This is a genomic window from Streptomyces sp. NBC_00250 (genome assembly GCF_036192275.1).
Taxonomy (GTDB): domain Bacteria; phylum Actinomycetota; class Actinomycetes; order Streptomycetales; family Streptomycetaceae; genus Streptomyces.
In genome coordinates this window covers 6464736-6489128 of the sequence record NZ_CP108088.1, presented here as the reverse complement: position 1 = coordinate 6489128, position 24393 = coordinate 6464736, and the positions used below count along the sequence as shown (strand labels likewise).

Annotated in this window: 21 protein-coding genes; 11 read left to right on the top strand and 10 right to left on the bottom strand. The window is 72.4% G+C overall.

All coding sequences use genetic code 11. The features are described from left to right. The first annotated feature begins 165 nt into the window (after nt 1-165). Nucleotides 166-2325 carry a PIG-L family deacetylase gene (locus OG259_RS29410; RefSeq protein WP_328944995.1) on the top strand — a complete coding sequence of 720 codons (2160 nt, stop codon included), beginning with the start codon at nt 166-168 and terminating at the stop codon, nt 2323-2325. A 224-nt stretch (nt 2326-2549) separates the two neighbouring features. After that, the gene (locus OG259_RS29400; protein ID WP_328944994.1) at nt 2550-2981 is read left to right on the top strand and encodes a VOC family protein; all 432 of its coding nucleotides are present in this window, start codon (nt 2550-2552) and stop codon (nt 2979-2981) included. Here OG259_RS29400 and OG259_RS29395 read toward each other — a convergent pair. From OG259_RS29395 to OG259_RS29385, 3 genes are all read right to left on the bottom strand, one after another. Continuing rightward, complete coding sequence (locus OG259_RS29395; RefSeq protein ID WP_328944993.1) at nt 2908-3597, bottom strand: histone deacetylase; 690 nt, start codon at nt 3595-3597, stop codon at nt 2908-2910. The two genes, OG259_RS29400 and OG259_RS29395, sit on opposite strands and share 74 nt — an antisense overlap. A 34-nt stretch (nt 3598-3631) precedes the next feature. Next, nucleotides 3632-4126, bottom strand: a complete 495-nt coding sequence (locus OG259_RS29390; protein WP_328944992.1) for a GNAT family N-acetyltransferase — start codon at nt 4124-4126, stop codon at nt 3632-3634. A 170-nt stretch (nt 4127-4296) separates the two neighbouring features. Next, on the bottom strand, nt 4297-5658 hold the full coding sequence (locus OG259_RS29385; RefSeq protein WP_015033133.1) for a glutamine synthetase family protein: 1362 nt from the start codon (nt 5656-5658) through the stop codon (nt 4297-4299). A 249-nt stretch (nt 5659-5907) separates the two neighbouring features. Between OG259_RS29385 and OG259_RS29380 the strand changes: the two genes are divergently transcribed. From OG259_RS29380 to OG259_RS29365, 4 genes are all read left to right on the top strand, one after another. After that, entirely contained in the window at nt 5908-6303 is a 396-nt protein-coding gene (locus OG259_RS29380; RefSeq protein WP_328944991.1) for a hypothetical protein, read from the top strand. A gap of 73 nt (nt 6304-6376) precedes the next feature. Then, complete coding sequence (locus OG259_RS29375) at nt 6377-7024, top strand: DUF3105 domain-containing protein (protein ID WP_328944990.1); 648 nt, start codon at nt 6377-6379, stop codon at nt 7022-7024. Nucleotides 7025-7041: 17 nt separating this feature from the next. After that, a complete protein-coding gene (locus tag OG259_RS29370) occupies nt 7042-7683 on the top strand; it encodes a DUF305 domain-containing protein (RefSeq protein WP_443052147.1) in 642 nt (213 codons plus the stop codon). 152 nt (nt 7684-7835) lie between these two features. Beyond that, on the top strand, nt 7836-8255 hold the full coding sequence (locus OG259_RS29365; RefSeq protein ID WP_328944988.1) for a CBS domain-containing protein: 420 nt from the start codon (nt 7836-7838) through the stop codon (nt 8253-8255). On the opposite strand, the gene OG259_RS29360 is transcribed toward OG259_RS29365, so the two are convergent. Next, nucleotides 8240-9133: an alpha/beta fold hydrolase gene (locus OG259_RS29360; protein ID WP_328944987.1), complete on the bottom strand. Its 894-nt coding sequence runs from the start codon at nt 9131-9133 to the stop codon at nt 8240-8242. The genes OG259_RS29365 and OG259_RS29360 overlap by 16 nt on opposite strands. Beyond that, nucleotides 9130-9921: a DUF998 domain-containing protein gene (locus tag OG259_RS29355; protein WP_328944986.1), complete on the bottom strand. Its 792-nt coding sequence runs from the start codon at nt 9919-9921 to the stop codon at nt 9130-9132. Before OG259_RS29355 ends, OG259_RS29360 begins: the two co-directional genes overlap by 4 nt. A 229-nt stretch (nt 9922-10150) precedes the next feature. On the opposite strand from OG259_RS29355, the gene OG259_RS29350 reads away from it, so the two are divergent. After that, complete coding sequence (locus tag OG259_RS29350) at nt 10151-11911, top strand: NAD+ synthase (RefSeq protein ID WP_328944985.1); 1761 nt, start codon at nt 10151-10153, stop codon at nt 11909-11911. Here the strand turns inward: OG259_RS29350 and OG259_RS29345 are convergent. The 4 genes from OG259_RS29345 to OG259_RS29330 all read right to left on the bottom strand — a co-directional run bounded on the left by OG259_RS29345 (nt 11877) and on the right by OG259_RS29330 (nt 16953). Beyond that, entirely contained in the window at nt 11877-13124 is a 1248-nt protein-coding gene (locus tag OG259_RS29345; RefSeq protein ID WP_328944984.1) for an MFS transporter, read from the bottom strand. The two genes, OG259_RS29350 and OG259_RS29345, sit on opposite strands and share 35 nt — an antisense overlap. A 127-nt stretch (nt 13125-13251) precedes the next feature. Further along, on the bottom strand, nt 13252-14277 hold the full coding sequence (locus OG259_RS29340; RefSeq protein ID WP_328944983.1) for an endonuclease/exonuclease/phosphatase family protein: 1026 nt from the start codon (nt 14275-14277) through the stop codon (nt 13252-13254). 203 nt (nt 14278-14480) lie between these two features. Further along, nucleotides 14481-15185 carry a TetR/AcrR family transcriptional regulator gene (locus OG259_RS29335; protein WP_328944982.1) on the bottom strand — a complete coding sequence of 235 codons (705 nt, stop codon included), beginning with the start codon at nt 15183-15185 and terminating at the stop codon, nt 14481-14483. A gap of 25 nt (nt 15186-15210) precedes the next feature. After that, the gene (locus OG259_RS29330) at nt 15211-16953 is read right to left on the bottom strand and encodes an MFS transporter (protein ID WP_328944981.1); all 1743 of its coding nucleotides are present in this window, start codon (nt 16951-16953) and stop codon (nt 15211-15213) included. A 292-nt stretch (nt 16954-17245) separates the two neighbouring features. On the opposite strand from OG259_RS29330, the gene panB reads away from it, so the two are divergent. From panB to OG259_RS29315, 3 genes are all read left to right on the top strand, one after another. Then, the gene (panB, locus tag OG259_RS29325) at nt 17246-18109 is read left to right on the top strand and encodes a 3-methyl-2-oxobutanoate hydroxymethyltransferase (RefSeq protein ID WP_030314175.1); all 864 of its coding nucleotides are present in this window, start codon (nt 17246-17248) and stop codon (nt 18107-18109) included. Nucleotides 18110-18228: 119 nt separating this feature from the next. After that, complete coding sequence (locus OG259_RS29320; RefSeq protein WP_328944980.1) at nt 18229-19221, top strand: ATP-binding cassette domain-containing protein; 993 nt, start codon at nt 18229-18231, stop codon at nt 19219-19221. Continuing rightward, complete coding sequence (locus OG259_RS29315) at nt 19218-20072, top strand: ABC transporter permease (protein ID WP_328944979.1); 855 nt, start codon at nt 19218-19220, stop codon at nt 20070-20072. The genes OG259_RS29320 and OG259_RS29315 overlap by 4 nt, the downstream gene beginning before the upstream one ends. A gap of 39 nt (nt 20073-20111) precedes the next feature. On the opposite strand, the gene OG259_RS29310 is transcribed toward OG259_RS29315, so the two are convergent. Beyond that, a complete protein-coding gene (locus OG259_RS29310; RefSeq protein WP_328944978.1) occupies nt 20112-23453 on the bottom strand; it encodes a BTAD domain-containing putative transcriptional regulator in 3342 nt (1113 codons plus the stop codon). 145 nt (nt 23454-23598) lie between these two features. On the opposite strand from OG259_RS29310, the gene OG259_RS29305 reads away from it, so the two are divergent. Beyond that, entirely contained in the window at nt 23599-24393 is a 795-nt protein-coding gene (locus OG259_RS29305; RefSeq protein WP_328944977.1) for a site-2 protease family protein, read from the top strand.

Sequence of the window (24393 nt, the reverse complement as noted above, 5' to 3'; positions counted from 1 at the left end):
CGCTCAGGCCTTCGGTTCGAAGCGGATCAAACGTGACGTCCCGCACATCAATGGCTTTTCGGGCCCGATGAACCGTATTCCTTGAAAGTCCGTCTTGCTGGGGGCGGACCCCCTCCGCCTGCCCGAACCCGTCGAACGACCCTGTTGAAAGCGCGCCTGCCGACCATGCCCGTACGCCTCCGCCGTCGCCTCCCCCTGTCCCGCCGCAGGACCGCCTCCACGGCGGTCACGGCCGTCCTGGTGGGCGGCACCTTCGCCGGACTCCTCTCGGTGACGGGGGTGTCCACGCCGTCGACGGCCCACGCGGCACCGGAGGCGAAGGCTCCGGCGGCGACGCGGGGGACGAAGGCCCCGGCGGGGGCACCGGAGACGCAGACCCTCACGCCCATGGAGCAGACGCCGCCCGGGACCGGGGCGCCCACGTCCGCCCAGGGCGCGGCGAAGCCCGACCGGGGTGCGAAGCCCGCCACCTCGGTCATGCAGATCGTGGCGCACCCGGACGACGACCTGTTCTTCATGAACCCGGACATCTCCCAGACCATCCGCTCCGCCACCCCCCTGACCGCGGTCTACCTGACGGCCGGTGAGTCGGACGGCGTCAACGCTCGCCCCCGCGACGCCGCCGCCGCCACGGCCGACAAGGCGGGCTACGCCGAGGCCCGGCAGAACGGCATACGCGCGGCGTACTCCGAGATGGCCACCGGCAGCCGGACCAGCCCCTGGGACCGCGTCGCGATACCCACGGCCGGCGGCGGCATGGCCGAGATGGACACGCTGCGCGCCCATCCGCAGGTCAAGCTGGTGTGGCTGCAGATACGCGAGGCGGGTTCGACCAACCAGTACCGCCCGCACAGCCTGAACGGCCTCTGGCACGGCCGGATAGCCACGCTGGAGTCGCAGCGCTCCGCCGGCACCCCGGTCGCCGTCGACTTCAGGTACACCAAGGACGAGGTCGTGGCGACGATCGCGGGGCTGCTCGACCGGTTCCGGCCGACCTTCGTCCGGATGCAGGACCCGAGCCCGGGCACGGACCCGAAGACCGGGAAGATCCGCGACCACCAGGACCACCTGTACGGGGCGAGGTTCACCCAGGCCGCGCTCGCCCGGTACACCGAGGTGCCCGGTCATCCGCGCGTCGGCGTGCAGAACTACCTCGGATACCCCACGAGCGTCCTGCCGCACACGCTCGACCCCGAGACGGCGGGCGCGAAGCTGAAGACCCTGAAGACCTACGCCTGGCTGGACGGGGTCAACGACTGCGGGACCGCGGCGGGCTGCGGCGACCTGAAGGTGGCCGCGCGGCCCGCCGGCCGCGGCTGGACCGCGACCGTGCGGTACGCCCGGGGAACCTCCACCTCCTGGGTGCAGCGCGACCGGGACGGCGGGCTGCACGCCTTCTCCGTACTCGACGGCCGGCTCGCGGCCTGGCGGAAGCCCGTCGGCGGCGGCGCGTGGAGCGGCCCGACGCTGCTGCCCGGCGGTGGCATGGACACCGGGGTCACCTCGGTGACGCTGCCCGACGGCCGGATCGCGGTCTACGGCACCCGGACGGTGCTCGCGGGCGGCCCGGCCGGCTACCGCCGCGAGGTCGTGACCACCGAGCAGACGGCGCCCGGCGGGGCCTTCGGCCCGTGGCGCTCCCTCGGAACCCCCGAGATGAACGACACGGCCGGCACCTCGGACATCAGCGCTCCCGCGGTGACCGTGGGCGCCGACGGCCGGGCGACCCTGGTCCTGCGGGACAGCCTGCGCCGCCTGACCGCCCGCGACCAGGGCGCGAACGGCGGCTGGGGGCCGTGGCGGGTGCTCGGCGGCGCGGACGTGGTCGGCGACCCGGTCGCGGCGACGGACGGCCAGGGCCGGGGGTACGTCTTCGCGAGCACCACGAAGACCGTCCTCGTCTGGGCGCAGCACCTCCCCGGCGGGCCGCTCACGGGTCCGGCCCTGACCGGACTGCCGACGACGACGCTCGCCCTGAGCGCGAGCGCGGCGCCGAACGGCGACGGCGTACGGCTCTGGTTCCGCAAGCCGGCCTCCGGCGACCTGCGCAGCGCCGACTTCTCGGGCATGAGCCCGGTCTCCCCGGTCACGGAGCTGCCGGGCGGCGTGGCCGGCTTCGGCCCGGTGAGCGGCGGCGACGGGCTCCTCGCGGTCCGGTCCCGTACGGGCTTCCTGGCGACGGCACCGCACGGCAGGACGGGGGCGGCAGGGCCGGCGTGGAAGCTGGAGAGGTTCCTGTTCGCGGGGGCGCCGGACGCGGGGACGGACGGGGTGGCGGCGATCGGCCTGGACGGACGGCTGCACTGGACGCCCGCGGGCCGATGAGTTCCTCGGGCCGGACGGGTCGTCACCTGTGAACGCGGGCGACTGACGCGGGCGACGGTGAAGAAGTAAGGCGAGGACTGGCGTTTCGAGGTGCGCGACGGGGCGTTCCGGGGCGACGGTGGTACGGCCCTGGTGTTCGCGGTCGCGCCTCGCACGGCGTTCGGCTTCGCCAGGGGCGAGCCCTTCGGCCGGACCCGCCGGCGTTTCTGAGGAGACCCTGACCCATGAACTGGACACTGGAAGTCGTGCCGGTCCCTGTCACCGACATGGACCGGGCGAAGGAGTTCTACGCCGAGAAGTGCGGCTTCACCGTCGACCTGGACGACGAGGTGGCGCCGGGCACGCGCGTGGTCCAGCTGACGCCGCCTGGCTCGCGCTGTTCGCTCGCCCTGCTGAGCGGGATGCCGCCGATGCCGGGCACGAAGGAGATGGCCCCCGGCACCCTCCAGGGCCTCCAGTTCTGCGTGACGGACATCGAGGCGGCCCGGGCGGAGTTCGTCGGGCGCGGGGTGGAGGTCTCGGCGATCCAGCACGTCGGCGAGAAGGGCTGGGAGGCCGGCAAGGGCGGCACGTGGAACGCCTTCATGACCTTCGCGGACCCGGACGGCAACGGCTGGATGGTCCAGGAGGCACCGTCGGAGCTCTCGGAACGCTGACGGCGGCCACGTCCTCCGGCGTCCAGTGCCCCGCCGCGCCGGGCCGGGAAGCGAGATAGTCGGCCACCTCTGCGGGCCGCCACGCCCCGGCCTCGTGGAGCCCTGCCGCGAGGTGCCGCAGATAGGCGGCGGAGGGCGGGCGGAGCCCGTCTTCCGCCGGCATCGGCCAGGGCGCGGTGAAGGTGAGCACGGGGACGCCGTCGATGTGCCCCGGGCAGACGAGGGTCTCGTACCGTCCCGGGCCGAGCACGCAGCGGCCGGTGGCGAGGACCTCGGCGAGATCGAGGTCGGCGCCGGGCTCCCGGTACATCTCCTGTGCGGCGATGTCGGAGAACTGTCCGGCGGTCAGCAGGTGCGCGACACCCCACGCGGTGCCGTCCGCATCCGGGTCGTAGAACGCCAGGCCCCCGGTCCACACGGCCGACTCGGTCGCGAAGTACACCTGGCCGTCCAGCTCGACGGCCACGGACCGGTCGGGGCCCCGCGGGTCCCGGCACCCGGGCAACTCCCGCGCGCCCCCGGTCGTCCGGCCTCCGGCGAGATAGCGACCGAGGCGTTCGGCATGCATGTTGGAGCCGTAGGCGGCGTACCAGACACGGGGACGGGGTTCCGGCATGGCACCCGACGCTAGCGCGGACGGACCCTCACACCTAGAACCCCAGATAGAAATGCCGGAGCTGGTCGTCCTCCGCCACGCACGGCATCCCGGCGGCCTCCATCACCCGATGGGACGCCGGATTGTCCAGGTCGGCGTCGCCCTTCACGCCCGAGACACCGGCCCGCCGGGCGATCTCGATGAGCGCGCGAAGCGCCTCGGAGGCGTACCGATTGCCCCGCGCGGCAGGCACGAGCCCGTACCCCACGGTGACGACCCCGATCTCGTCGGGCGGCCCGTGGAACCCGATCCCCCCGACGGTGACCCCGCTCTCCGCGAGCCGTATCGCGTACGGCCGGAACACCTCCGGGTCGCCCCGCTCGGCGACCCCCCGCAGAAATCCGGTGGCCGCGCGGACGTCCCCGTCGCCGGGGTATCCCTCTTCCCACAGCTCCCCGGCCCCGGACTCCCGGGCGACGATGCGCTCGGCGTCGGCAACGGTCAACGGCTGGAGCAGGAGGCGCTCGGTGGCAACGGATTCGATCTTCACCGGGGCAGTCTGAACGGACCGACCGCCCCGGGCAACGGATTATCCGCACGTGAACGGGCGGGCGTCGGGCAGCTGCCCGACGCCCGCCCGGGGGCTCACACGCAGGGCCGACGGTTCACCACCGTCGGCCCTGATCGTCAGCTCTGAGCTGTCCCCGTCCCGCCTTCCGGCTACAGCACCGGCAGGTTCTTCCGCAGTTCGAAGGCGGTGACCTCGGAGCGGTACTCCTCCCACTCCTGCTTCTTGTTGCGGAGGAAGAAGTCGAAGACGTGCTCGCCCAGGGTTTCCGCGACCAGTTCGCTCTTCTCCATCAGGGCGATCGCCTCTCCCAGGTTCTGCGGGAGCGGTTCGATGCCCATCGCGCGGCGTTCCGCGTCGGAGAGGGCCCAGACGTCGTCGTCGGCGCCGGCCGGGAGTTCGTAGCCCTCTTCGATGCCCTTGAGGCCGGCGGCGAGGAGGACCGCGTACGTCAGGTACGGGTTGGCGCCCGAGTCGATGGAGCGGACCTCGACGCGGGAGGAGCCCGTCTTGCCCGGCTTGTACATGGGGACGCGGATGAGGGCGGAGCGGTTGTTGTGGCCCCAGCAGATGTACGAGGGGGCCTCGCCGCCCGAGCCGGCGGTGCGGGACGAGCCGCCCCAGATGCGCTTGTACGAGTTGACCCACTGGTTGGTGACCGCGGAGATCTCGCCCGCGTGCTTCAGCAGGCCCGCGATGAAGGAGCGGCCGACCTTCGACAGCTGGTACTCGGCGCCCGACTCGTAGAACGCGTTCCGGTCGCCCTCGAAGAGCGACAGGTGGGTGTGCATGCCCGAGCCCGGGTAGTCCGAGAACGGCTTCGGCATGAACGTCGCCTGGACGCCCTGCTCCAGCGCCACCTGCTTCATCACCAGACGGAAGGTCATGATGTTGTCCGCCGTGGAGAGGGCGTCGGCGTAGCGGAGGTCGATCTCCTGCTGGCCCGGTGCGCCCTCGTGGTGGCTGAACTCCACCGAGATGCCCATCGATTCGAGCATCGTGATCGCCTGGCGGCGGAAGTCCATCCCCACGTTCTGCGGGGTGTGGTCGAAGTAGCCCGAGTTGTCCGCCGGGGTGGGGCGGGTGCCGTCGAGCGGCTTGTCCTTGAGGAGGAAGAACTCGATCTCGGGGTGGGTGTAGAAGGTGAAGCCCAGGTCCGAGGTCTTGGCCAGCGCCCGCTTCAGGACGTAGCGCGGGTCCGCGAACGACGGCGAACCGTCGGGCATGAGGATGTCGCAGAACATCCGGGCCGTGCCCGGCGCCTCGGCGCGCCACGGCAGGATCTGGAAGGTTCCCGGGTCCGGCTTGGCGATCATGTCCGACTCGTACACGCGGGCGAAGCCCTCGATCGCGGAGCCGTCGAAACCGATGCCCTCGTCGAAGGCCTGCTCAAGCTCGGCGGGCGCCACGGCCACCGACTTGAGGAAGCCGAGCACGTCGGTGAACCACAGACGTACGAAGCGGATGTCGCGCTCCTCAAGCGTACGGAGCACAAATTCCTGCTGCTTGTCCATTTCCACACCCATCCTCGCTGGTCAGGCCGCCTGCTCCCACCGCCTCGGGCAACATCGGGGGGCACCTGAGCATCCCACCACATGGTTTCGCGCACGTTGCACACCCATAGTGCCTGCTCCGGTGTGACTCAGGTAACGCGGGAAGGGCGGCGTCCGGGTGGCCGTTCGCCCCTCCGCTGCCCGCCCGTCGGTACCGAGTGGTACCCCGTTCGGCCCACAGAGGCCCCGCGCCCACTACGATCTGCGCCCATGGGGGCCACACGGCTCGTACGCCCGTCCCAGCACGCGCGTCCCATGGCACTGGTGAGTGCCGTGGCGACGCTCCTCGGCGCGCTCTTCTTCTGTCTGGGGGCCGGGCCCGACGGCCATCACGAGGCCGGTCCGCCCTCCGGCTCGCGGGCGACCGCCACGGGAACGGCCGGCGCCGTCGTCGTCGAGTACATCTGCCCGTACGACCGCGGCGGCTGCTCCCTCTTCCCCTCCCTCTCCCCCGCGGTGCTCGGCGCGCCCCCGCTCGACCCGCCGCTGCAGGCGGCCGACGGCCTTCCGCGTCTCGACCCGCCGTCCGGTGACGGCCCCGCGCGCCGCTCCGGCGCCGGGCCGCGCGCGCCGGATCTGCACGTCCTTCAAGTTCTTCGGACATAGCGGCGGCGGGCGTCCCGCCCCCGCTTGTCCACCCCCGAACTCCACCCCATCCCTGAAGAAGGACGACATCACCATGGCCGCCAAGACCTCCTCCAACGCCGACCGCCGCGCCCGAATAGAGGAGATGCGCCGCGCCGAGCAGGCCCGTGAGCGCCGCAACCGCCTCATCACGATCGGCATCTCGGGCGTCGTCGTCCTCGGCCTCGTCGGCTTCGGCACCTTCGTGCTGATGAAGAAGTCCGACGAGCAGGACAAGAAGGAAGCCGCCGCGAAGGCCCCCATCACCGCCGAGAAGTCCTGGGACGCCAAGAAGCTCGGCCGCAACCACGTCGAGACGGCCGTGAAGTACGACATGAAGCCGCCGGTGGGCGGTGACCACAACCCGGTGTGGATGAACTGCGACGGCGTGGTCTACAAGAAGGCCATCGCCGAGGTCAACGCGGTGCACTCGCTGGAGCACGGCGCCGTCTGGGTGACGTACAACAAGAAGGCCGCCGCCGACGACGTGAAGAAGCTGGAGAACAAGGTCGGCAAGACCAAGTACACGCTGATGAGCCCCGTGGACGACCAGACCGGCGCCATCATGCTGTCCGCCTGGGGCAAGCAGGTCACCGTGGACAACGCGAGCGACCCCCGCATCGACGCCTTCTTCACCAAGTACGTCCAGGGCCCGCAGACTCCCGAGCCGGGTGCGGCCTGCACCGGCGGACTCGCCCAGTGACCGGCGACGAGGACCTGCTGCCGGCCCCGGCGCGGCGTCCGAACCGGACGCAGTGGGCGGCGATCACCGCCGTCGCGCTCGCGCTGCTGTTCGCCGGGGGCGCCGTCACCGTCGCCTCCGCCGAGCGCGAGGAGGCGCCGCGTACGCCGTCCTCGCTCTCCGCGGACGCCGGTTTCGCCCGGGACATGGCCGTCCACCACCAGCAGGCTGTCGAGATGTCGTTCATCGTCCGGGACCGCACCCAGGACGAGGAGGTGCGCCGTCTCGCGTACGACATCGCCAACACCCAGGCCAACCAGCGGGGCATGATGCTCGGCTGGCTCGACCTGTGGGGACTGCCCAAGATCGAGTCCGGCGTCGAGCCGATGACCTGGATGGGCATGGGTTCCGGCGACAGCGGCCCGCTCGACGGGGCGCTCATGCCGGGCATGGCGACCAACGCCCAGCTGGACGAGTTGCGCAAGGCCGACGGCCGCGAGGCCGAGGTCCTGTACCTGAAGCTCATGACCGAGCACCACAGGGGCGGGGTCCACATGGCCGAGGGCTGTGTCCAGAAGTGCTCGGTGGACATCGAGCGCAATCTCGCGCAGGGCATGGTCGACGCCCAGAAGTCCGAGATGCTGCTGATGGCGGACATGCTCGAGAAGCGTGGCGCCTGACGACTCCGGTCGGTGACCTGTCGGCCCCCGTGACCCGCCGCGGTCGCGGGGGCCGTCGTGCGCCAACAAGTCGCGGCGGTCGGTCGGTGAGCCGACAATGGGTGGGCTCGGGGACGTACGTGTGACCACGTTCGACGAAAGGTACGCACCCCATGACCACGGCGAAGGACATCATGCACCCCGGGGCCCAGTGGATCCCGGCACACGAGACACTCGACCGCGCCGCGCAGATGATGCGCAACCTGAACGTGGGCGCGCTGCCCATCGCCGACGAGAACGAGCGGCTCTGCGGCATCATCACCGACCGCGACATCGTGGTCGGCTGTGTGGCCATGGGCCACGACCCCTCGAAGATCACGTGCGGTGAGATGTCCAAGGGCACCCCGCGCTGGGTCGAGTCGGACGCCGACGTGGGCGCCGTCCTGGAGGAGATGCAGGGCCATCAGATCCGGCGGCTGCCCGTCATCGAGGAGAAGCGGCTCGTGGGCATGATCAGCGAGGCCGATCTGGCCCAGCACCTGTCGGACGAGCAGCTCAAGGGATTCTGCGAGAGCGTCTACGCGCCTTCCTGACCGGAACGACCGGAACGACCGGACCGGTCTGAACGACCGGAGCGACGTGACGGACCTGGAGGGCCGGACCGGCCCGGACCCAGGATCGCGGTCACCACCGATTCCGGGCGGTCCTTCATGACCAGATGGCCCGACGGCACGGCCGCCTCGTAGAGGGCGCCGAGCCGTCGGGCCAGCGCGCGTTGGCGCCGTTCCCAGCGGGCGGAGCCGTCGGGGGCGGCGAGGACGGTGACGGGGAGGTGCGGCGGGAGCGGGTGCGTGTCGCGCAGGGCGAGGAGTTCGGCGGCGACGGCCCCGTAGCGGGCGTTCTCCAGGAGCGTGCCGCGCAGCACGCGTGAGGTGCGGTAGACGCGGCGTACGAGGGCGGTGGGCGCCGGGTCGCGGCGTACGGCCGCGCGGCGGACCGCGGGGCCGAGGGCGGCCGGGATGCCGGCGGCGGAGAGGACGGCGCCGAGGACGCGGGCGACGGCCTCCGAAGAGGTGCTCACCCGAGGGTGCTCCTCCACCGACGAGTCCACGAGCACGAGCGCGGCGGTCCGGTCCGGGTGGAGCCGGGCGAAGGCCTCCGCGTGGAACCCGGCGATCGAGTGCCCCACGACGGTGGCGGGGCCCTGGAGCCCGAGCGCGTCGAGCAGGGCGGCGATCCGGTGGGCCTCGCCTGCGGCGGTGGGCGGGACGGCGGCGGGCTGGGAGAGGCCGTGTCCGGGACGGTCGAAGCGGACGACCGTACGGTGCGGGGCGAGGAGCGGGACGACCGGGTCCCAGTCGAACCAGCTCATGCCGAGCCCCGCGCTCAGGACGCAGACGGGTCCCGAGCCCTCGACGACGGCGTGATGGGCGACGCCGTCGATCCGTACGAACGTCGGCTTCCCGGTCATCGCTCCTCCCCGGAGGCGGAGGCGGAAGCGGACGCGGACGCGGAGGTCGCCAGGGAGTACGCGAGCACCGCGAGCCACACTGCCACCAGGAGCACCTGGAGCCGCTGGCCGGCGCCGAGCGCCCAGGTGCCCTTCCCGGCCTCGAAGGCGGCGACGGCGGCGAGGGTCCAGAGGGTGGCGGCGAGTTCGACGGCGACGAGGACCGGTCCCGTACGGGCGAGGGGCCACCGGCGGCCGTGGCGGCGGGCGGCCATGGTCAGGGCGACCAGGGCGACGACGGCGCCGGTCATGGCGAGACCCGAACTGACGGCGTGGGCCGTATGGGTGGCGGGCACGAGCCCGGCGGTCTCGCGGGCCGCGCATTCGGGGTCGGCGGTCGCGGCGCAGCTGAGCGGGAGGCGCGAGTCGGCGACGGTGGCGGCCCCGAAGAGGGCGAGCGCGGCCCAGCCGACGAGCGCCCAGGGCTCGCGGATCCGGCGCGTCCGGCCGGCCACCGGGGTCGCCCGGTGGCCGGGCCCCGGCGTCCCCGCGTGACCGGAGCCCCTCGGTCCCGAGCCTCTCGTCCCGGCCCACCCCAGCACCGCCCCCGCCAGGACCAGCACGCCCGACATCAGATCGGTCGCCCGGAAGAAGGTGCCGAACGGCTGGTCCGACGCCGCCAGTTCGGAGACGTACGTCCGGGCCGGGTCGAGCCCGGTCCGGAGGAGGACTTCGAGGACCCAGGCGGTGTAGGTGAGCGCGCCGAGGGCCAGCAGGGCGGCGGAGGCTCGCGTCACGTTTCCGGGCATAGTGGGACTGACGCTACGGCGTGCCGGAGGGTTGCCGGTGGTCGGGGTGGAGCCGGACCGGTTCCGCCGGATCGTGAGTGGCCGTCATGGGGGCCATGATCAACCGGGTGGGGCGGGGCCGCACGTCGAGCGGGAGGGGCGGGCGCGGGCAGGCGCGACGGGCCGCGCGCGACGGGTTCCGGACCAGTTTTCCAGGACATCGCGTCGGTTTGACGATTACACTGGGCGGGTGCCTCAACTACGCCTCGCCCTGAATCAGATCGACTCGACCGTCGGAGACATCGCCGGGAACGCCGAGGCGATCGTGCACTGGACCCGGCACGCCGCCGGACAGGGTGCGCATCTCGTCGCGTTCCCCGAGATGGCGCTGACCGGATACCCCGTCGAGGACCTCGCGCTGCGCTCCTCGTTCGTCGAGGCGTCGCGGGTGGCCCTGCGCGGTCTCGCCCGCCGCCTCGCGGACGAGGGCTTCGGCGAGCTGCCGGTCGTCGTCGGCTATCTGGACCGCTCCGAGCGGGCGGAGCCGAAGCTCGGCCGGCCCGCCGGTTCGCCGGAGAACGCCGCCGCCGTGCTGCACCGCGGCGAGGTGGTGCTGCGCTTCGCCAAGCACCACCTCCCGAACTACGGCGTCTTCGACGAGTACCGCTACTTCGTCCAGGGCGACACCCTGCCGGTCGTCCGGGTCCACGGGGTCGACGTGGCCCTGGCGATCTGCGAGGACCTGTGGCAGGAGGGCGGCAGGGTCCCGGCGGCGCGCAGCGCGCGGGCGGGGCTGCTGCTGTCGGTGAACGCCTCGCCGTACGAGCGGAACAAGGACGACACGCGCCTCGACCTGGTCCGCAAGCGGGCCCAGGAGGCCGGGTGCGTGACCGCGTATCTGGCGAGCACGGGCGGTCAGGACGAGCTGGTCTTCGACGGCGACTCGATCGTGGTGGGCGCGGACGGCGAAGTGATCGCGCGTGCCCCGCAGTTCGTCGAGGGCAGCGTGATCCTGGACCTGGAGCTGCCGGCGGCCGAGTCCGAGGCTCCGGAAGGTCTGGTGAACGACGGGCTGACGATCGACCGCGTGGTGGTCTCGGAGGAGCCGCTGCCGGCGTACGAGCCGGAGCTGACGGGTGGTTACGCGCACCGGCTCGACGACGACGAGGAGGTGTACTCGGCGCTGGTCATCGGCGTCCGCGCCTATGTCGCGAAGAACGGTTTCCGCTCGGTGCTCGTCGGCCTCTCCGGCGGCATCGACTCGGCGCTCGTGGCGGCCATCGCCTGCGACGCGCTCGGCGCGGAGAACGTGTACGGGGTGTCGATGCCCTCGAAGTACTCCTCCGACCACTCGCGCGGCGACGCGGCCGAGCTGGCCCGCCGCACCGGGCTCCACTACCGCACGGTGTCGATCGAGCCGATGTTCGACGCGTACATGGGCGCGCTCGGCCTCACCGGCCTCGCCGAGGAGAACCTCCAGTCGCGGCTGCGCGGTACGACGCTGATGGCGCTCTCCAACCAGGAGGGGCACATCGTCCTCGCGCCGGGCAACAAGTCCGAGCTCGCGGTGGGCTACTCGACCCTGTACGGCGACTCCGTCGGCGCGTTCGGGCCCATCAAGGACGTCTACAAGTCGACCGTGTTCCGGCTGGCGCGCTGGCGCAACCGGGCGGCGGAGGAGCGCGGCCAGACCCCGCCGATCCCGGAGAGCTCGATCAGCAAGCCGCCCAGCGCCGAGCTGCGCCCCGGCCAGGTCGACACGGACTCGCTGCCGGACTACGACACCCTGGACGCGATCCTGGCCCTGTACGTGGACCAGGACCGGGGCCGGGACGAGATCGTGGCCGCGGGCTTCGACGAGGAGCTGGTCACGAAGACGCTGCGGATGGTGGACACGGCGGAGTACAAGCGGCGCCAGTACCCGCCGGGCACCAAGATCTCGGCGAAGGGCTTCGGCAAGGACCGGCGCCTGCCGATCACGAACCGCTGGCGCGAGACACCGGCCGGCTGACCGGGGTTTCGACCGCCGTGAGGGGGCTCTTCGCGACCACGCGGGAGGCCCCCTCCCCCGTACTCCCGCTCCGGTCGCGGTCGAGCAGGCCCGCCACCGCCGCGATCGCCAGGCCCACCACCGTGAGCCCCGCGCCGACCAGGGCCGGTGAGGTCCAGCCCCAGCCGGCGGCGACGGCCGCGCCGCCCGCCCAGGCGCCGCCGGCGTTGGCGAGGTTGAAGGCGGAGTGGTTGGAGGCGGAGGCGAGCGTGGGGGCGTCCTTGGCCTTGTTCATGACCAGCATCTGGAGCGGGGTGGTGGTCATGAAGCCGACGGCGCCGAGCACCACGACCGTGACCAGAGCCAGCCAGGGCACGTGGATCGTGAAGCGGAAGGCGACCAGGGCGAGGACGAGGGCGGCGAGCGAGCCGTACAGGGTCGGGCGGAGCGCCCGGTCGGTCAGCGGGCCCGCGGCGAGCGCACCGCCGGTCATGCCGAGGCCGAAGAGGGCGAGGACGACGGTGACCGTGGAGTCGCCGAAGCCCATCACCTCGGTGGTCATCGAGGCCAGGTACGAGTAGACGGCGAAGACGCCCGCGAAGCCGAAGACGGCGGTGAGCAGGCCGAGCAGCACCTGCGGGCGGCCGAGGGCGCGCACCTCGCGGCCCAGGCTCTGCCGCTCGTCCACGGGGACGTGCGGCACGAGGCGGGCGAGCGCGGCCATGGCGAGCAGGCCGATGACGGAGACGACGAGGAAGGTGGCCCGCCAGCCGAGGTGCTGTCCGAGCAGGGTCGCGGCGGGTACGCCGAGGATGTTGGCGACGGTCAGGCCGAGGAACATGGTGGCCACCGCCCGCGCCTGGCGGCCCTCGCGCACGAGCCGGGCGGCGACGACCGCGCCGAGCCCGAAGAACGCGCCGTGCGGGAGCCCGGCGAGCACCCGGCCGGCGATCAGCCAGCCGAAGCCGGGGGCGAGCGCGGAGGCCAGGTTGCCGACCGTGAAGAGGGCCATGAGCAGGAGCAGCATCCGCTTGCGCGGGACGCGGGAGCCGAGGGCGGTGAGCAGCGGGGCGCCGACGACGACGCCGATCGCGTACGCCGAGACGAGGTACCCGGCGGTGGGGACGGAGGTGCCGAGGTCGTCGGCGACCTGCGGGAGCAGGCCCATCATCACGAATTCGGTGGTGCCGATGCCGAAGGCGGAGACGGCGAGCGCGAGCAGCGCCAGGGGCATGGGGAGGGCCTTTCCGGAAGATAGTTCTTCGACGGAACAAAGGCTCTCAGATGTTTTCCTCTCAACGGCTTCAGGGGGATGAAGGGGAGGTTTCGACCTTCGATCGTTACGAGGCCGGGCCCGGGCCTCAGAGCTTCACGCGGGCCGCGACCGGGAGGTGGTCGCTCTTCGTCTCCGGGAGGGCCCAGGACGACATCGGCTCCACGCCCTTGACCAGGATCTGGTCGATGCGGGCCATCGGGAACGAGGCGGGCCAGCTGAAGCCGAAGCCGTCGCCCGCCGCGCCCTGGGTGGAGCGGAGCTGCGAGGTGATGCCGTTGAGCGCGCGGTCGTTCATGGTGCCGTTGAGGTCGCCGAGGAGGACGATCCGCTCGTGGCGGTCGTCGGAGATGGCCTCGCCGAGGGCGTTCGCGCTGGCGTCGCGCTGGTTGGCGGTGAAGCCGGCGTTCAGCTTGACCCGGACGGACGGCAGGTGGGCGACGTACACGGCGACCTCGCCCTGGGGGGTCACGACGTCGGCGCGCATCGCGCGGGTCCAGCCCATCCGGATGTCGACGGGCTGCGGGGCGCGCAGGGGCAGCTTGCTCCAGAGTCCGACCGTGCCCTGGACGGAGTGGTACGGGTAGGCCTTCGCCAGGCCCTTCTCGTACGCCGGGACCATGTCGCCCTTCAGTTCCTCCAGGGCCAGGACGTCGGCACCGGACGCGGCGAGCTGCTCGGCCGTGCCCGCGGGGTCCGGGTTGTCGGCGTTCACGTTGTGGGTGGCGAAGGTCAGGTCACCGCCGGCCGCCGACTTGTCGGCGACGAGCCCGCCGAAGAGGTTCAGCCACACCACGGCCGGCAGCAACAGGGCGATCAGCGCGGTGGCGGAGCGGCGCAGCAGGGCGAGGACGAGGAGGACGGGGACGAAGAGGCCGAGCCAGGGCAGGAAGGTCTCCGTCAGGCTGCCGAGGTTGCCGATCCGGTTGGGGATGTCGGAGTGGAAGACCATCAGCAGGGTGAGGGCCACCGCGCACAGTGCGAGCAGGATGCCCCGCCGCCAGATCCCCCCGTCGTGGCGGAGTCCGCCGAGGGCGGTCCGGAAGCGGGAGGAGGTCGGGGGCTCGTTCCCCGCGCCGCCCTGCTCGGTCTCCGTCATGTCCACCCGCGCCATCGCCCGTCCTCACTGCCTTGCTGCCGTGCTGCCTTGCTGCCTTGCTCCGTGACCCGACGTCGACACTAGGGGATGACGGGTCCGTCGTACGTCCCGATGGACGACAGCTGCGGCGTGGCGGGTTCCTGCAGGTGGCGCGCTCGGGCGGGCTGTGACAGAACGCGCACATTTGGCCGGTCCCGGTCCGCCCGGCACCGCCCCGGTCAGTCGCGCGGCCGGAGACCCTCCATGACGGTGTCCACGACCTGCTCGGCGAGGCCGGGCTCCAGGGAGGCGCCGGGGCGCAGCACGGTCCGCAGGAGGAGCGGGCCGGTGAGGAGGTCGGTGACGAACTCGACGTCGAGGTCGGTGCGGATCTCGCCCCGTTCCATTCCGCGTCGCACGGTGTCCAGGCTCATGCGGCGGCGGGGTTCGATGACGGAGAGGTGGTAGGCGTCCCACAGCTTGGGATAGAGCTGCATCTGCGCGAACACGTTGTGGAGCAGGTTGGAGGTCCGCTTGGCGAGTCCGCGCTCGCGCAGCGACTCCAGGAGGACGACGAGGTCGTCCCGGACCGAGGTGCCGGACAGCACCGGGTCCGGGGGTTCCACCGAGCGGAGCAGCTCGACGAAGAGTTCCTCCTTGCCGGCCCAGCGACGGTAGATGGTGGCCTTGCCGACCCCGGCGGTACGGGCGATCCGCTCGATGGACAGTTCGGCGAGCGGAACGCCCTCGTCGAGGAGCACGACGACCGCGTCGAAGACGGCCCGCTCGACGCCCTCGCTCCGGGGGCGGCCGCGCCGGGCCGCGGGAGCCGCACCGGTCGCCCCGGGGGCGGGCGCCGGCGCCCGTCCTCCGCAGCCCACCGGCCCCGGCCCGTCGTCGTGGGTTTCCGGGGTTCCGGGGGTCCCGCCGTCCTGCCGCGACACGTGCGCTCCACCTCTCGTTCGGGTCCTACAGTCGGGCCGATTCTCCCGCCTCGGACGCCTGCCCCGGCACCGAGCCCCGCCGGGCGTCACCGCCGGGTCCGGTTCCGTTCGCCGCCGCGCCCGGTTCCGCGGCACCGGGTTCCGCCGCGGCCGGTTCCGCGCCGCCCGGCTTCCCCGCGCCCGGTTCCGTGCCGCCCGGCCCCGCCGCGCCCGTCGGCGTACGGCCCGGGAGGAAGGCCGCGACCACCGCCGCGCCGACCACGGCGATCACCGCCGAGGCGAGCGCGGTGACGTGCATGGCGCTCAGGAAGGCGTCGTACGCGGGGGCCACCAGGCCCCGGCCCGCCGGGCCGAGCTTCTCCGCGACCGCGAGGGTCGCCTCGACGGACTCGCCCGCCGTGGCGCGCAGGGCCGCCGGGACCCCGCCGAGGTGGCCCTCGATCTCCCCGCGGTACACGGAGGAGAGCACCGAGCCGAGGACGGCCACACCGAGCGCGCCGCCGACCTGCCGGAAGGTGTTGTTGATCGCCGAGCCGGAGCCCGCCTTCTCACGGGGCAGCGCCTGCATGATCGCGACCGTGACCGGGGGCATGATGTGTGCCATTCCCGTGCCCTGGACGAAGAAGACGACCTCCATGGCCCAGATCGGGGTCGAGGCGTCGAAGAAGGCGAAGGCCGTGAGGCCGAGGGCGACGAGCAGCATGCCGCCGGTGCAGACGGCCTTGGCGCCGAAGCGTTCGACGACGAGCCGCGCGCGGGGTGCGAACACCATCTGCGCGACGGCCAGCGGCAGGATGAGCAGCCCGGACTGCAGGGCGCTGTAGCCGCGCACGCTCTGCAGGTAGAAGGCGGAGAAGAAGGTCACGCCCATGAGTGCGAAGAAGACGAGTGCGATCGCGGCGACGGCCGCCGAGAACGCGGGCCTCTTGAAGTACGTCATGTCGATCGCGGGGTGGTCGCTGCGCCGCTCGTGGAGGACGAAGAGGACGAGGACCGCGAGGCCGCCGAGGGCCGGGGCGAGGACGGTGACGTCGGTGAAGCTCGCCAGTTCGCCGCCGCGGATGATCCCGTAGACGAGGAGGACGAGGCCGACGACGGAGAGCAGTACGCCGGGGATGTCGATCCGGCCGGGCTTCGGGTCCCGGGAGTCGGGGACGAGCCACATCATCAGCGCGAGCGCGAGGAGCACGACCGGCACGTTGATGAGGAAGATCGATCCCCACCAGAAGTGTTCGAGCAGGACGCCGCCGGTGATCGGGCCGATCGCGATGGCGAGGCCGACGCTGCCGGCCCAGATGCCGATGGCCTTGGGCTGCTCGTCGCGCTCGAAGACGTTCATGAGGACGGCGAGGGTCGCGGGCATGACGAACGCGGCGCCGAAGCCCATGACGGCCCGGAAGGCGATCAGCTCGCCCGGGGAGCCGGAGAACGCGGCCAGGGCGGAGCCGATGCCGAAGACGGTGATGCCGAAGAGCAGCACCTTCTTGCGGCCGAGGCGGTCGCCGAGCAGGCCCGAGGTGAAGAGGAGGCCGGCGAAGACGAGCGTGTAGGAGTTGATCGCCCACTCCAGCTCGCTCTGGGTGGCGCCGATGCCGGTGGGCGCGGGGGCGGCGATCGTCCTGACGGCGACGTTCAGGATCGAGTTGTCGAGGACGACGATCAGCAGGCTGAGCATCAGGACGCCGAGGACGGCCCAGCGGCGCCGGTGGACGGCCTCGGGGACACGGGGTCCGGCGGGCTTGGCAGGTGCGGAGGACGGCTGTGGCATGGCCATCACCCTAGAGCAATTTCGATACGAGACCGTCTCGTATCGAAATTCCTGACCGAGGCTTTACGTTGCACCCCCGTCGCGGCCCTGTCGCACCCCCGCCGCGGCCCCGTCGCGGCCCCGTCGCACCCCCGCCGCGGCCCCGTCGCAGCCGCGCGAACGCCCCACCGCCGCGCCGGTGTGAAGAGCGCCACTCCGGCCCACTTCCCCGCCCGCCCGGCGAAGTGCCACCATGGATGTGGTCCGGGGACGCCGTCAGGGCGCCTCGAGATGACACAAGGAGCCGTGCACCATGACGCTTCAGGCTGCCCAGAAACCGCCCGCCGACAGCAGCAAGGCGCTGTACGGCGGCAAGGGCACGCGCCGCATCACCGTCCACGACATCGCCGCCGCCAAGACCCGCGGCGAGAAGTGGCCCATGCTCACCGCCTACGACGCGATGACCGCCTCCGTCTTCGACGAGGCCGGCATCCCGGTGATCCTCGTCGGCGACTCGATGGGCAACTGTCACCTCGGTTACGACACCACCGTGCCCGTCACGATGGACGAGATGACCCTGCTCTCCGCCGCCGTCGTCCGGGGCACCAAGCGCGCCCTCGTCGTCGGCGACCTTCCCTTCGGTTCGTACCAGGAAGGGCCCGTCCAGGCCCTGCGCAACGCCACCCGGCTGGTCAAGGACGCGGGCGTCGGCGCGATCAAGCTGGAGGGCGGCGAGCGCTCGCTGCCGCAGACCGAACTGCTCGTCCAGGCCGGCATCCCCGTCATGTCCCACCTGGGCCTCACCCCGCAGTCCGTGAACACCATGGGCTACCGGGTGCAGGGCCGCTCCGACGAGGCCGCGCACAAGCTGCTGCGCGACGCGAAGGCGGCGCAGGACGCGGGCGCCTTCGCGGTCGTCCTGGAGCTCGTACCGGCCGAGCTGGCCGCCGAGGTCACCCGCTCGCTGCACATCCCGACCATCGGGATCGGCGCGGGCGCCGGCACCGACGCCCAGGTGCTCGTCTGGACCGACATGGCCGGTCTGACCGGCGGCAAGGTCCCGCGCTTCACCAAGCAGTACGCCAACCTCCGCGAGACGCTCGGCGACGCCGCGCGCGCCTTCGCCGAGGACGTCAGCGGCGGGGCGTTCCCCGCCGAGGAGCACACCTTCCACTAGGCGCCACAGGTACGCGCAGACCACTGCGGCACCACCCGACAGCCCGCCGACATCCCCCATCGGCGGGCTGTCGGTCGTCTGTAGGAGGCTTGTCGGTGGCGCCTGGTCTAGTGAGGGCCATGACGCGATCACACACCAACGCCGTCGAGGTCCGGGGCCTCGTGAAGCACTTCGGCGACACCAAGGCCCTCGACGGGGTCGACCTGGACGTACGGGAGGGCACCGTCCTCGGCGTGCTCGGCCCGAACGGCGCCGGGAAGACCACCCTCGTCCGCTGCCTCTCCACCCTCCTCGTCCCGGACGCCGGGACCGCCACCGTCGCCGGGTACGACGTGGTGAAGCACCCCCGCCAGCTGCGCCGCACCATAGGGCTCACCGGTCAGTACGCCTCGGTCGACGAGAAGCTGTCCGGCTGGGAGAACCTGTACATGATCGGGCGGCTGCTCGACCTCTCCCGCGCCGACGCCCGCCGCCGGTCCGACGAGATGCTGGAGCGCTTCTCCCTCACCGACGCCGCCAAGCGGCCCGCCATGACCTACTCCGGCGGCATGCGGCGCCGACTCGACCTGGCCGCCTCGATGATCGGCCGGCCGGCCGTCCTCTACCTGGACGAGCCGACCACCGGCCTCGACCCCCGCACCCGCAACGAGGTGTGGGACGAGGTCCAGCGAATGGTCTCCGAGGGCGTCACCGTCCTCCTCACCACCCAGTACATGGAGGAGGCGGAGCAGCTCGCGAGCGAGCTGACCGTCATCGACAAGGGCAAGGTCATCGCCAAGGGCGGGGTCGACGAGCTCAAGGCCAAGGTCGGCGGCCGGACCCTGAAGGTCCGCCCGGTGGACCCGGACCAGCTGCCGGCGATGGCCGCCGCGCTCCGCGAGACCGGTCTCGACGGTGTCGCCGGCTCGACCGTCGTCCCCGACGACGGCGCGCTGTACGTGCCGATCCTCACCGACCAGCAGCTGACCGCCGTCGTGGCCCTGCTCGGCGCACGCGGCTTCGGCATCGCCCACATCGGCACCCATCTGCCCAGCCTGGACGAGGTGTTCCTGGCGATCACGGGCGAGAAGACCGCCGTTTCCGACGAGATCAACGAGGAGGTCGCGGCGTGAGCACGACCACGGTCACCAAGTCCCCCGTCGGCACCCCGAGTCCGGCTGCGGCGCGGCGCGCGCCCTCGGCCGAGGGCCGGATCGGCCTGCGGGCCAACCTGCGCCACATCGGCGCTCTGGCCCGTCGCAACGCGCTCCAGATCAAGCAGGACCCGGAGTCGATGTTCGACGCCGTACTGATGCCGATCATCTTCATCCTGCTCTTCGTGTACGTCTTCGGCGGCGCCATCTCGGGCAAGGGCAACAACGAGGTCTACGTGAACTACGTGACCCCGGGCCTGATGGCGATGATGGGCATGAACATCTCGATGGCCGTCGGCGTCGGCATCAACGACGACTTCAAGAAGGGGGTCATGGACCGGTTCCGGACGATGCCGATCGCCCGGTCCTCCGTCCTGATCGCGAAGATCGTCGTCGAGGTCGGCCGGATGCTGATCGCCACCACGATCCTGCTCGGCATGGGCTTCCTGCTCGGCCTGGAGATCCACACCTCGTTCTTCCACCTGCTCGCCGCCATCGGCCTGTCGATGGTCTTCGGAGCGTCGCTGATGTGGATCTTCATCCTGCTCGGTCTCACCATGAAGACCGCCCAGGCCGTCCAGGGCATGGCCATGCTGGTCCTGATGCCGCTGCAGTTCGGTTCCTCGATCTTCGCCCCGCCGACGTCGATGCCCGACTGGCTGAAGGCCTTCACCGACTACAACCCGCTGTCGAACCTCGCCGACGCCGCCCGGAACCTGATCAACGGCGGCCCGGTCGCCCACTCCGTGTGGATGACCCTCGGCTGGGCGCTGGCGATCACGGTCGTCACGGCCCCTCTGGCGGTGGCCAAGTTCCGCAAGAAGACCTGAGTCCGCCACAGGGGTCCCCGCGGGGATCCCCACGGGGGTTCAGGACTCGGCGCGCTCACTGATCGCGTCGGCGGCGCGACCGAGCAGGGCGGCGGCCTCCTCCAGGGAGAGGCCGCCGCCTTCGGCATGCGCCGCCTCGAACGCGTCCTCGCCGAGCACGGACCGGGTCAGCTCCGTCGCCCGCGTCAGGTTCTCCGCTTCGAGCGGCGACAGCAGGTGCCCCGGCGGGGCCAGGCCCTCCCGGGCGCCGAGCAGCACCGCACCGGTCCGCGCCCCCGGCCCGCCGAGACCGGCGAGCGCCCAGGCGGCCCCGGTCAGATGGACCGAGGGCATCTGCGGGGCGACCATCATCGAGAGGGAGCCCAGGGAGCGTTCGTACGCCTCCCTGGTGAAGGCGAGCGCGGAGGCGTACCGCTTGTCCACGTTGTCCAGCCAGCCCAGGCTGCCGAGGGTGAAGCCCTCGAAGATCGAGAGGGTCTCGGAACCGAACTCCTGTCGCAGCGCCTGCAGATGCTCCCGGGCCTCGGCGGTGCGCCCGCTGCGGCCCAGTGCCAGGCCGAGGAACAGCCGGGCGCCCAGCAGCGGTTCATGCCCCAGGGTGGTTCCGCCGTCGACGATCTCGCGGAGGATCGCCTCGCCCTCGTCGATCCGCCCGGTCTCGACGAGCACGCTCGCGTAGCGGGCCCGCAGCAGGGCCATCTGCGACTGGGCGCCGATCCGTTCCGCGCAGCCGATGGCGGCGGCATAGTCCTCGGCCGCGCCGCCGAACTCGAGCCGGCGCTCACGGGCCTCCGCGCGGGAGGACAGCGCCTCTGCCGCACCCCAGGCGTCACCGAGGCGTTCGAAGATCTCCAGACTCTCGTCGGCGTCCGCGCCGGCCTGGTCGGCCCAGTCGGCCCGGTTGGCGAGCATGTTGGCGCGCAGCTGGAGGGCGTTGCCGAGTTCCCAGTCGTAGCCGTGGCGGCGGCAGGCTTCGACGGTCGTGTCGAGCAGTTCGCGCAACCGGCCCGCCTCGCCGATGAGGAGGACCGCGAAGACGGCGAAGGAGCCGGGCAGTCGGCAGGTCTGGGGCAGGCCGGGGGTGTAGACGGCGGTCATCTCACGAAGCCGGCGCACCCCCTCCGGGCTGGTCCACCGTCCTGTCTCGTGGTCCATGTTGAGGAGTTCGACGAGCCGCACCCCGCGCCGGGCCTCCCAGCGCTGCTCCTCGGAGAGCGGTGGCGGCGTGGCCGTGCACGTCTCGTGCAGCGGTACGACGGGGGCGGCGGGCGCCGCGAACGGGTCGGGTCCGAGGGCGGCGGCGGCCCGCGCCCAGTGCAGGGCGTCGGTTCTCAGGTCGCGCATCTGCCAGTACCAGAGCAGGGAGTGGACCAGGACGAGCGTCTCGTCCTCGTCGCGGGCGGCGACAGCCCGGCGCAGGGCGGTACGGAGGTTGCCGTAATCGGCTCCGAGACGCGCCATGGCGGCGACCTGCCCCGCGCCGCGCAACTCCGGGTCGGTGGTACGGGCGAGTTCCCGGTAGTACGTGAGATGCCGCCGCTCGGTCGCGGCCCGCTCCCCGGACTCCTCCAGACGCTCCCCCGCATACTCCGCCACCGTCTCCAGCAGCCGGAACCGCATCCCCTCACCGTCCCGCCCCGGCCCCGCCACCACCAGCGACTTGTCGACCAGAGCACCAAGGAGATCCAGCACCTCCGGACCACCACCGTCCGCGCACACCGCCTCCGCCGCCGACAGATCCGCCCCACCCGTGAACACCGCCAACCGCCGCAGCACCACCCGCTCCGGCCCCTCCAGCAGATCCCACGACCAGTCCACCACCGCCCGCAGAGTCTGCTGACGCGGCAACACCGTCCGCGCCCCCGACGTCAACAACCGGAACCGGTCGTCGAGACGCTCCGCGATCTGCCGCACCGACAACAACCGCAACCGCGCCGCCGCCAGCTCGATCGCCAACGGCAACCCGTCCAGACGACGACACACCTCCTCCGCCGCCCCCACGTCCTCCGCCACCACGAACCCAGGACGCGCCGCCCCACCCCGCTCACCCAACAACCGCAACGCCATCCCCATCGGCAACGGCCCCAACGGCCGCACCACCTCCCCCGGCACCCCCAACGGCTCCCGACTCGTCGCCAGGACCCGCAGGTCCGGGCAGCGGGCGAGGAGGGCCTCGGCGAGTGCGGCGGCGGCCGCCACGAGGTGCTCGCAGTTGTCGAGGAGCAGCAGCATCCGCCGCCCCGCGCAGTGCTCGACGAGCCGGGCGAGCGGGTCGTCCCCGGCCCGCAGCTCCTCGGCTCCGGCGCCACGCAGCACCGTCTCCCGGGCGCCGACGGCCGCGAGGACGGCCTCGACCACCGCCTCCGGGTCGGTGACGGCCGCAAGTTCGGCGACCCAGACGCCGTCCGGCCATGCCCCGTCGGCGGCCCCGCGCTCGGCCGCCTCCTGGGAGAGCCGGGTCTTCCCGGCGCCCCCGGGTCCGAGCAGGGTGACGAGCCGGGCCGTGCGCAGGTCGTCCCGGAGGGCGGCGATCTCCTCGCCGCGCCCGACGAAGCTGGTGAGCCGCGCGCGCAGGTTGCCGCGGACGGGGGTCGTCTTCCCCGTCGCCGGAGCCTCCTCCTGCGCGTGCTTCGGGGCGGGAGTGCGCTCGGGCGTCTTCGGGCCCGCGAGCAGCTCCGCGTGGAGGGTGCGCAGGGCGGGCGACGGGTCCGTACCGAGGCGGTTGGCGAGCGCACGCCGGACCGCCTCGTACGCGGCGAGGGCCTCGGCGGCGCGCCCGGTGTCCCGCAGGGCGCGGATCCGCAGTGCCTGGAGGGTCTCGTCGAGGGGGTGCGCGGCGCAGAGGGCGGTCAGTTCGGGGAGGGCCGTGGGTGCCTCGCCGAGCCCGAGGGCCGCGTCGAGCCTGGCCCGGCGGACGTCGAGACGGCGGGCCTCCCAGCGGGGGGCCTCCGTGTCCCGGTCCGGCAGGTCGGCGAGGGCGGGCCCGCGCCAGAGCCCGAGGGCCTCGTCGAGGAGGGCGGCGGCACGGGCCGGGTCCCCGGTGCCGAGCGCGGCGACGCCCTCGACGGCGAGCCGCTCGAAGCGGCGGGCGTCCACGTCCTCGGGCCGGGCGTCGAGCCGGTAGCCGCCCTCGGCGGAGACGATCCGGTCCCGGCCGACGGCCTTGCGGAGCCGTCCGACGAGGGCCTGGAGCGCGGCGACCGCGTCGGCGGGCGGCTCGTCGCCGTGCCACACCTCGTCGACGAGCTCCGGTACGGGCACGGTCCGGCCGGCCCGCAGGGCGAGGACGGTGAGCAGGGCGCGGACCCGCGGACCGCCGACGGCCACGTCGGAGCCGTCGGGCGTGCGGGCGAGGGTCGGGCCGAGGACGGAATAGTGCACGGGCCCATTCTCCGTGAGTGGGTCCCCGACTCCGGAACTCCCCCCGCCGCCCGGTACGTTTCCCGCACATCGGGCTCGCGCACCGGGCCCGTACGCCGGGCCCTGTCCGGACTCCGTCAGTCCTCCGTCCTTGGGAGCTTCCGCGATGACCACGGCCACCACCCGGCGCCACGAGCGGCGGATCAGCCCCGTCTTCCTGGCGATCCTCGCCGTCATGGCCGTCACCGGCTGGGCGGTGTGGACGGACTTCGCCGCCTCGCCCGGCCTGGCGATCTTCCTCTTCGTGACCTCGGCGTGGGTGGTGTCGCTCTGTCTGCACGAGTACGCGCACGCCCGTACGGCGCTGCACGGCGGTGACATCACGGTCGGCGCGAAGGGCTATCTGACCCTGAACCCGCTCGCGTACACCCATGCCGTCCTCAGCATCATCCTGCCGGTGCTGTTCGTGATCATGGGCGGGATCGGTCTGCCGGGTGGCGCGGTCTTCATCGAGCAGGGCCGGATCAAGGGCCGCTGGAAGCACAGCCTGATCTCGGCGGCGGGCCCGCTGGCGAACGTGCTGTTCGCGCTCGTCTGCACGGCCCCGTTCTGGCTGGACGCGCTCGACGGGGTACCGCTCGCGTTCCAGTTCGCGCTGGCCTTCCTTGCGTTCCTCCAGGTGACCGCGGCGCTCCTGAACCTCCTGCCGGTGCCGGGCCTGGACGGGTACGGCGTGGTGGAGCCCTGGCTGTCGTACAAGGTGAAGCGGCAGATCGAGCCGTACGCGCCGTACGGCTTCTTCATCGTGATCGCGCTGCTGTTCGTGCCGGCGATCAACAACGGCTTCTTCGACGCGATCGACGCGCTGATGCGGTCGCTCGGGGTGCCGGAGCTCTCGCGCTACTGCGGCTCACAGCTGTTCCGCTTCTGGCAGGACGCGCCCGAGTTCTGCCAGGTCTGA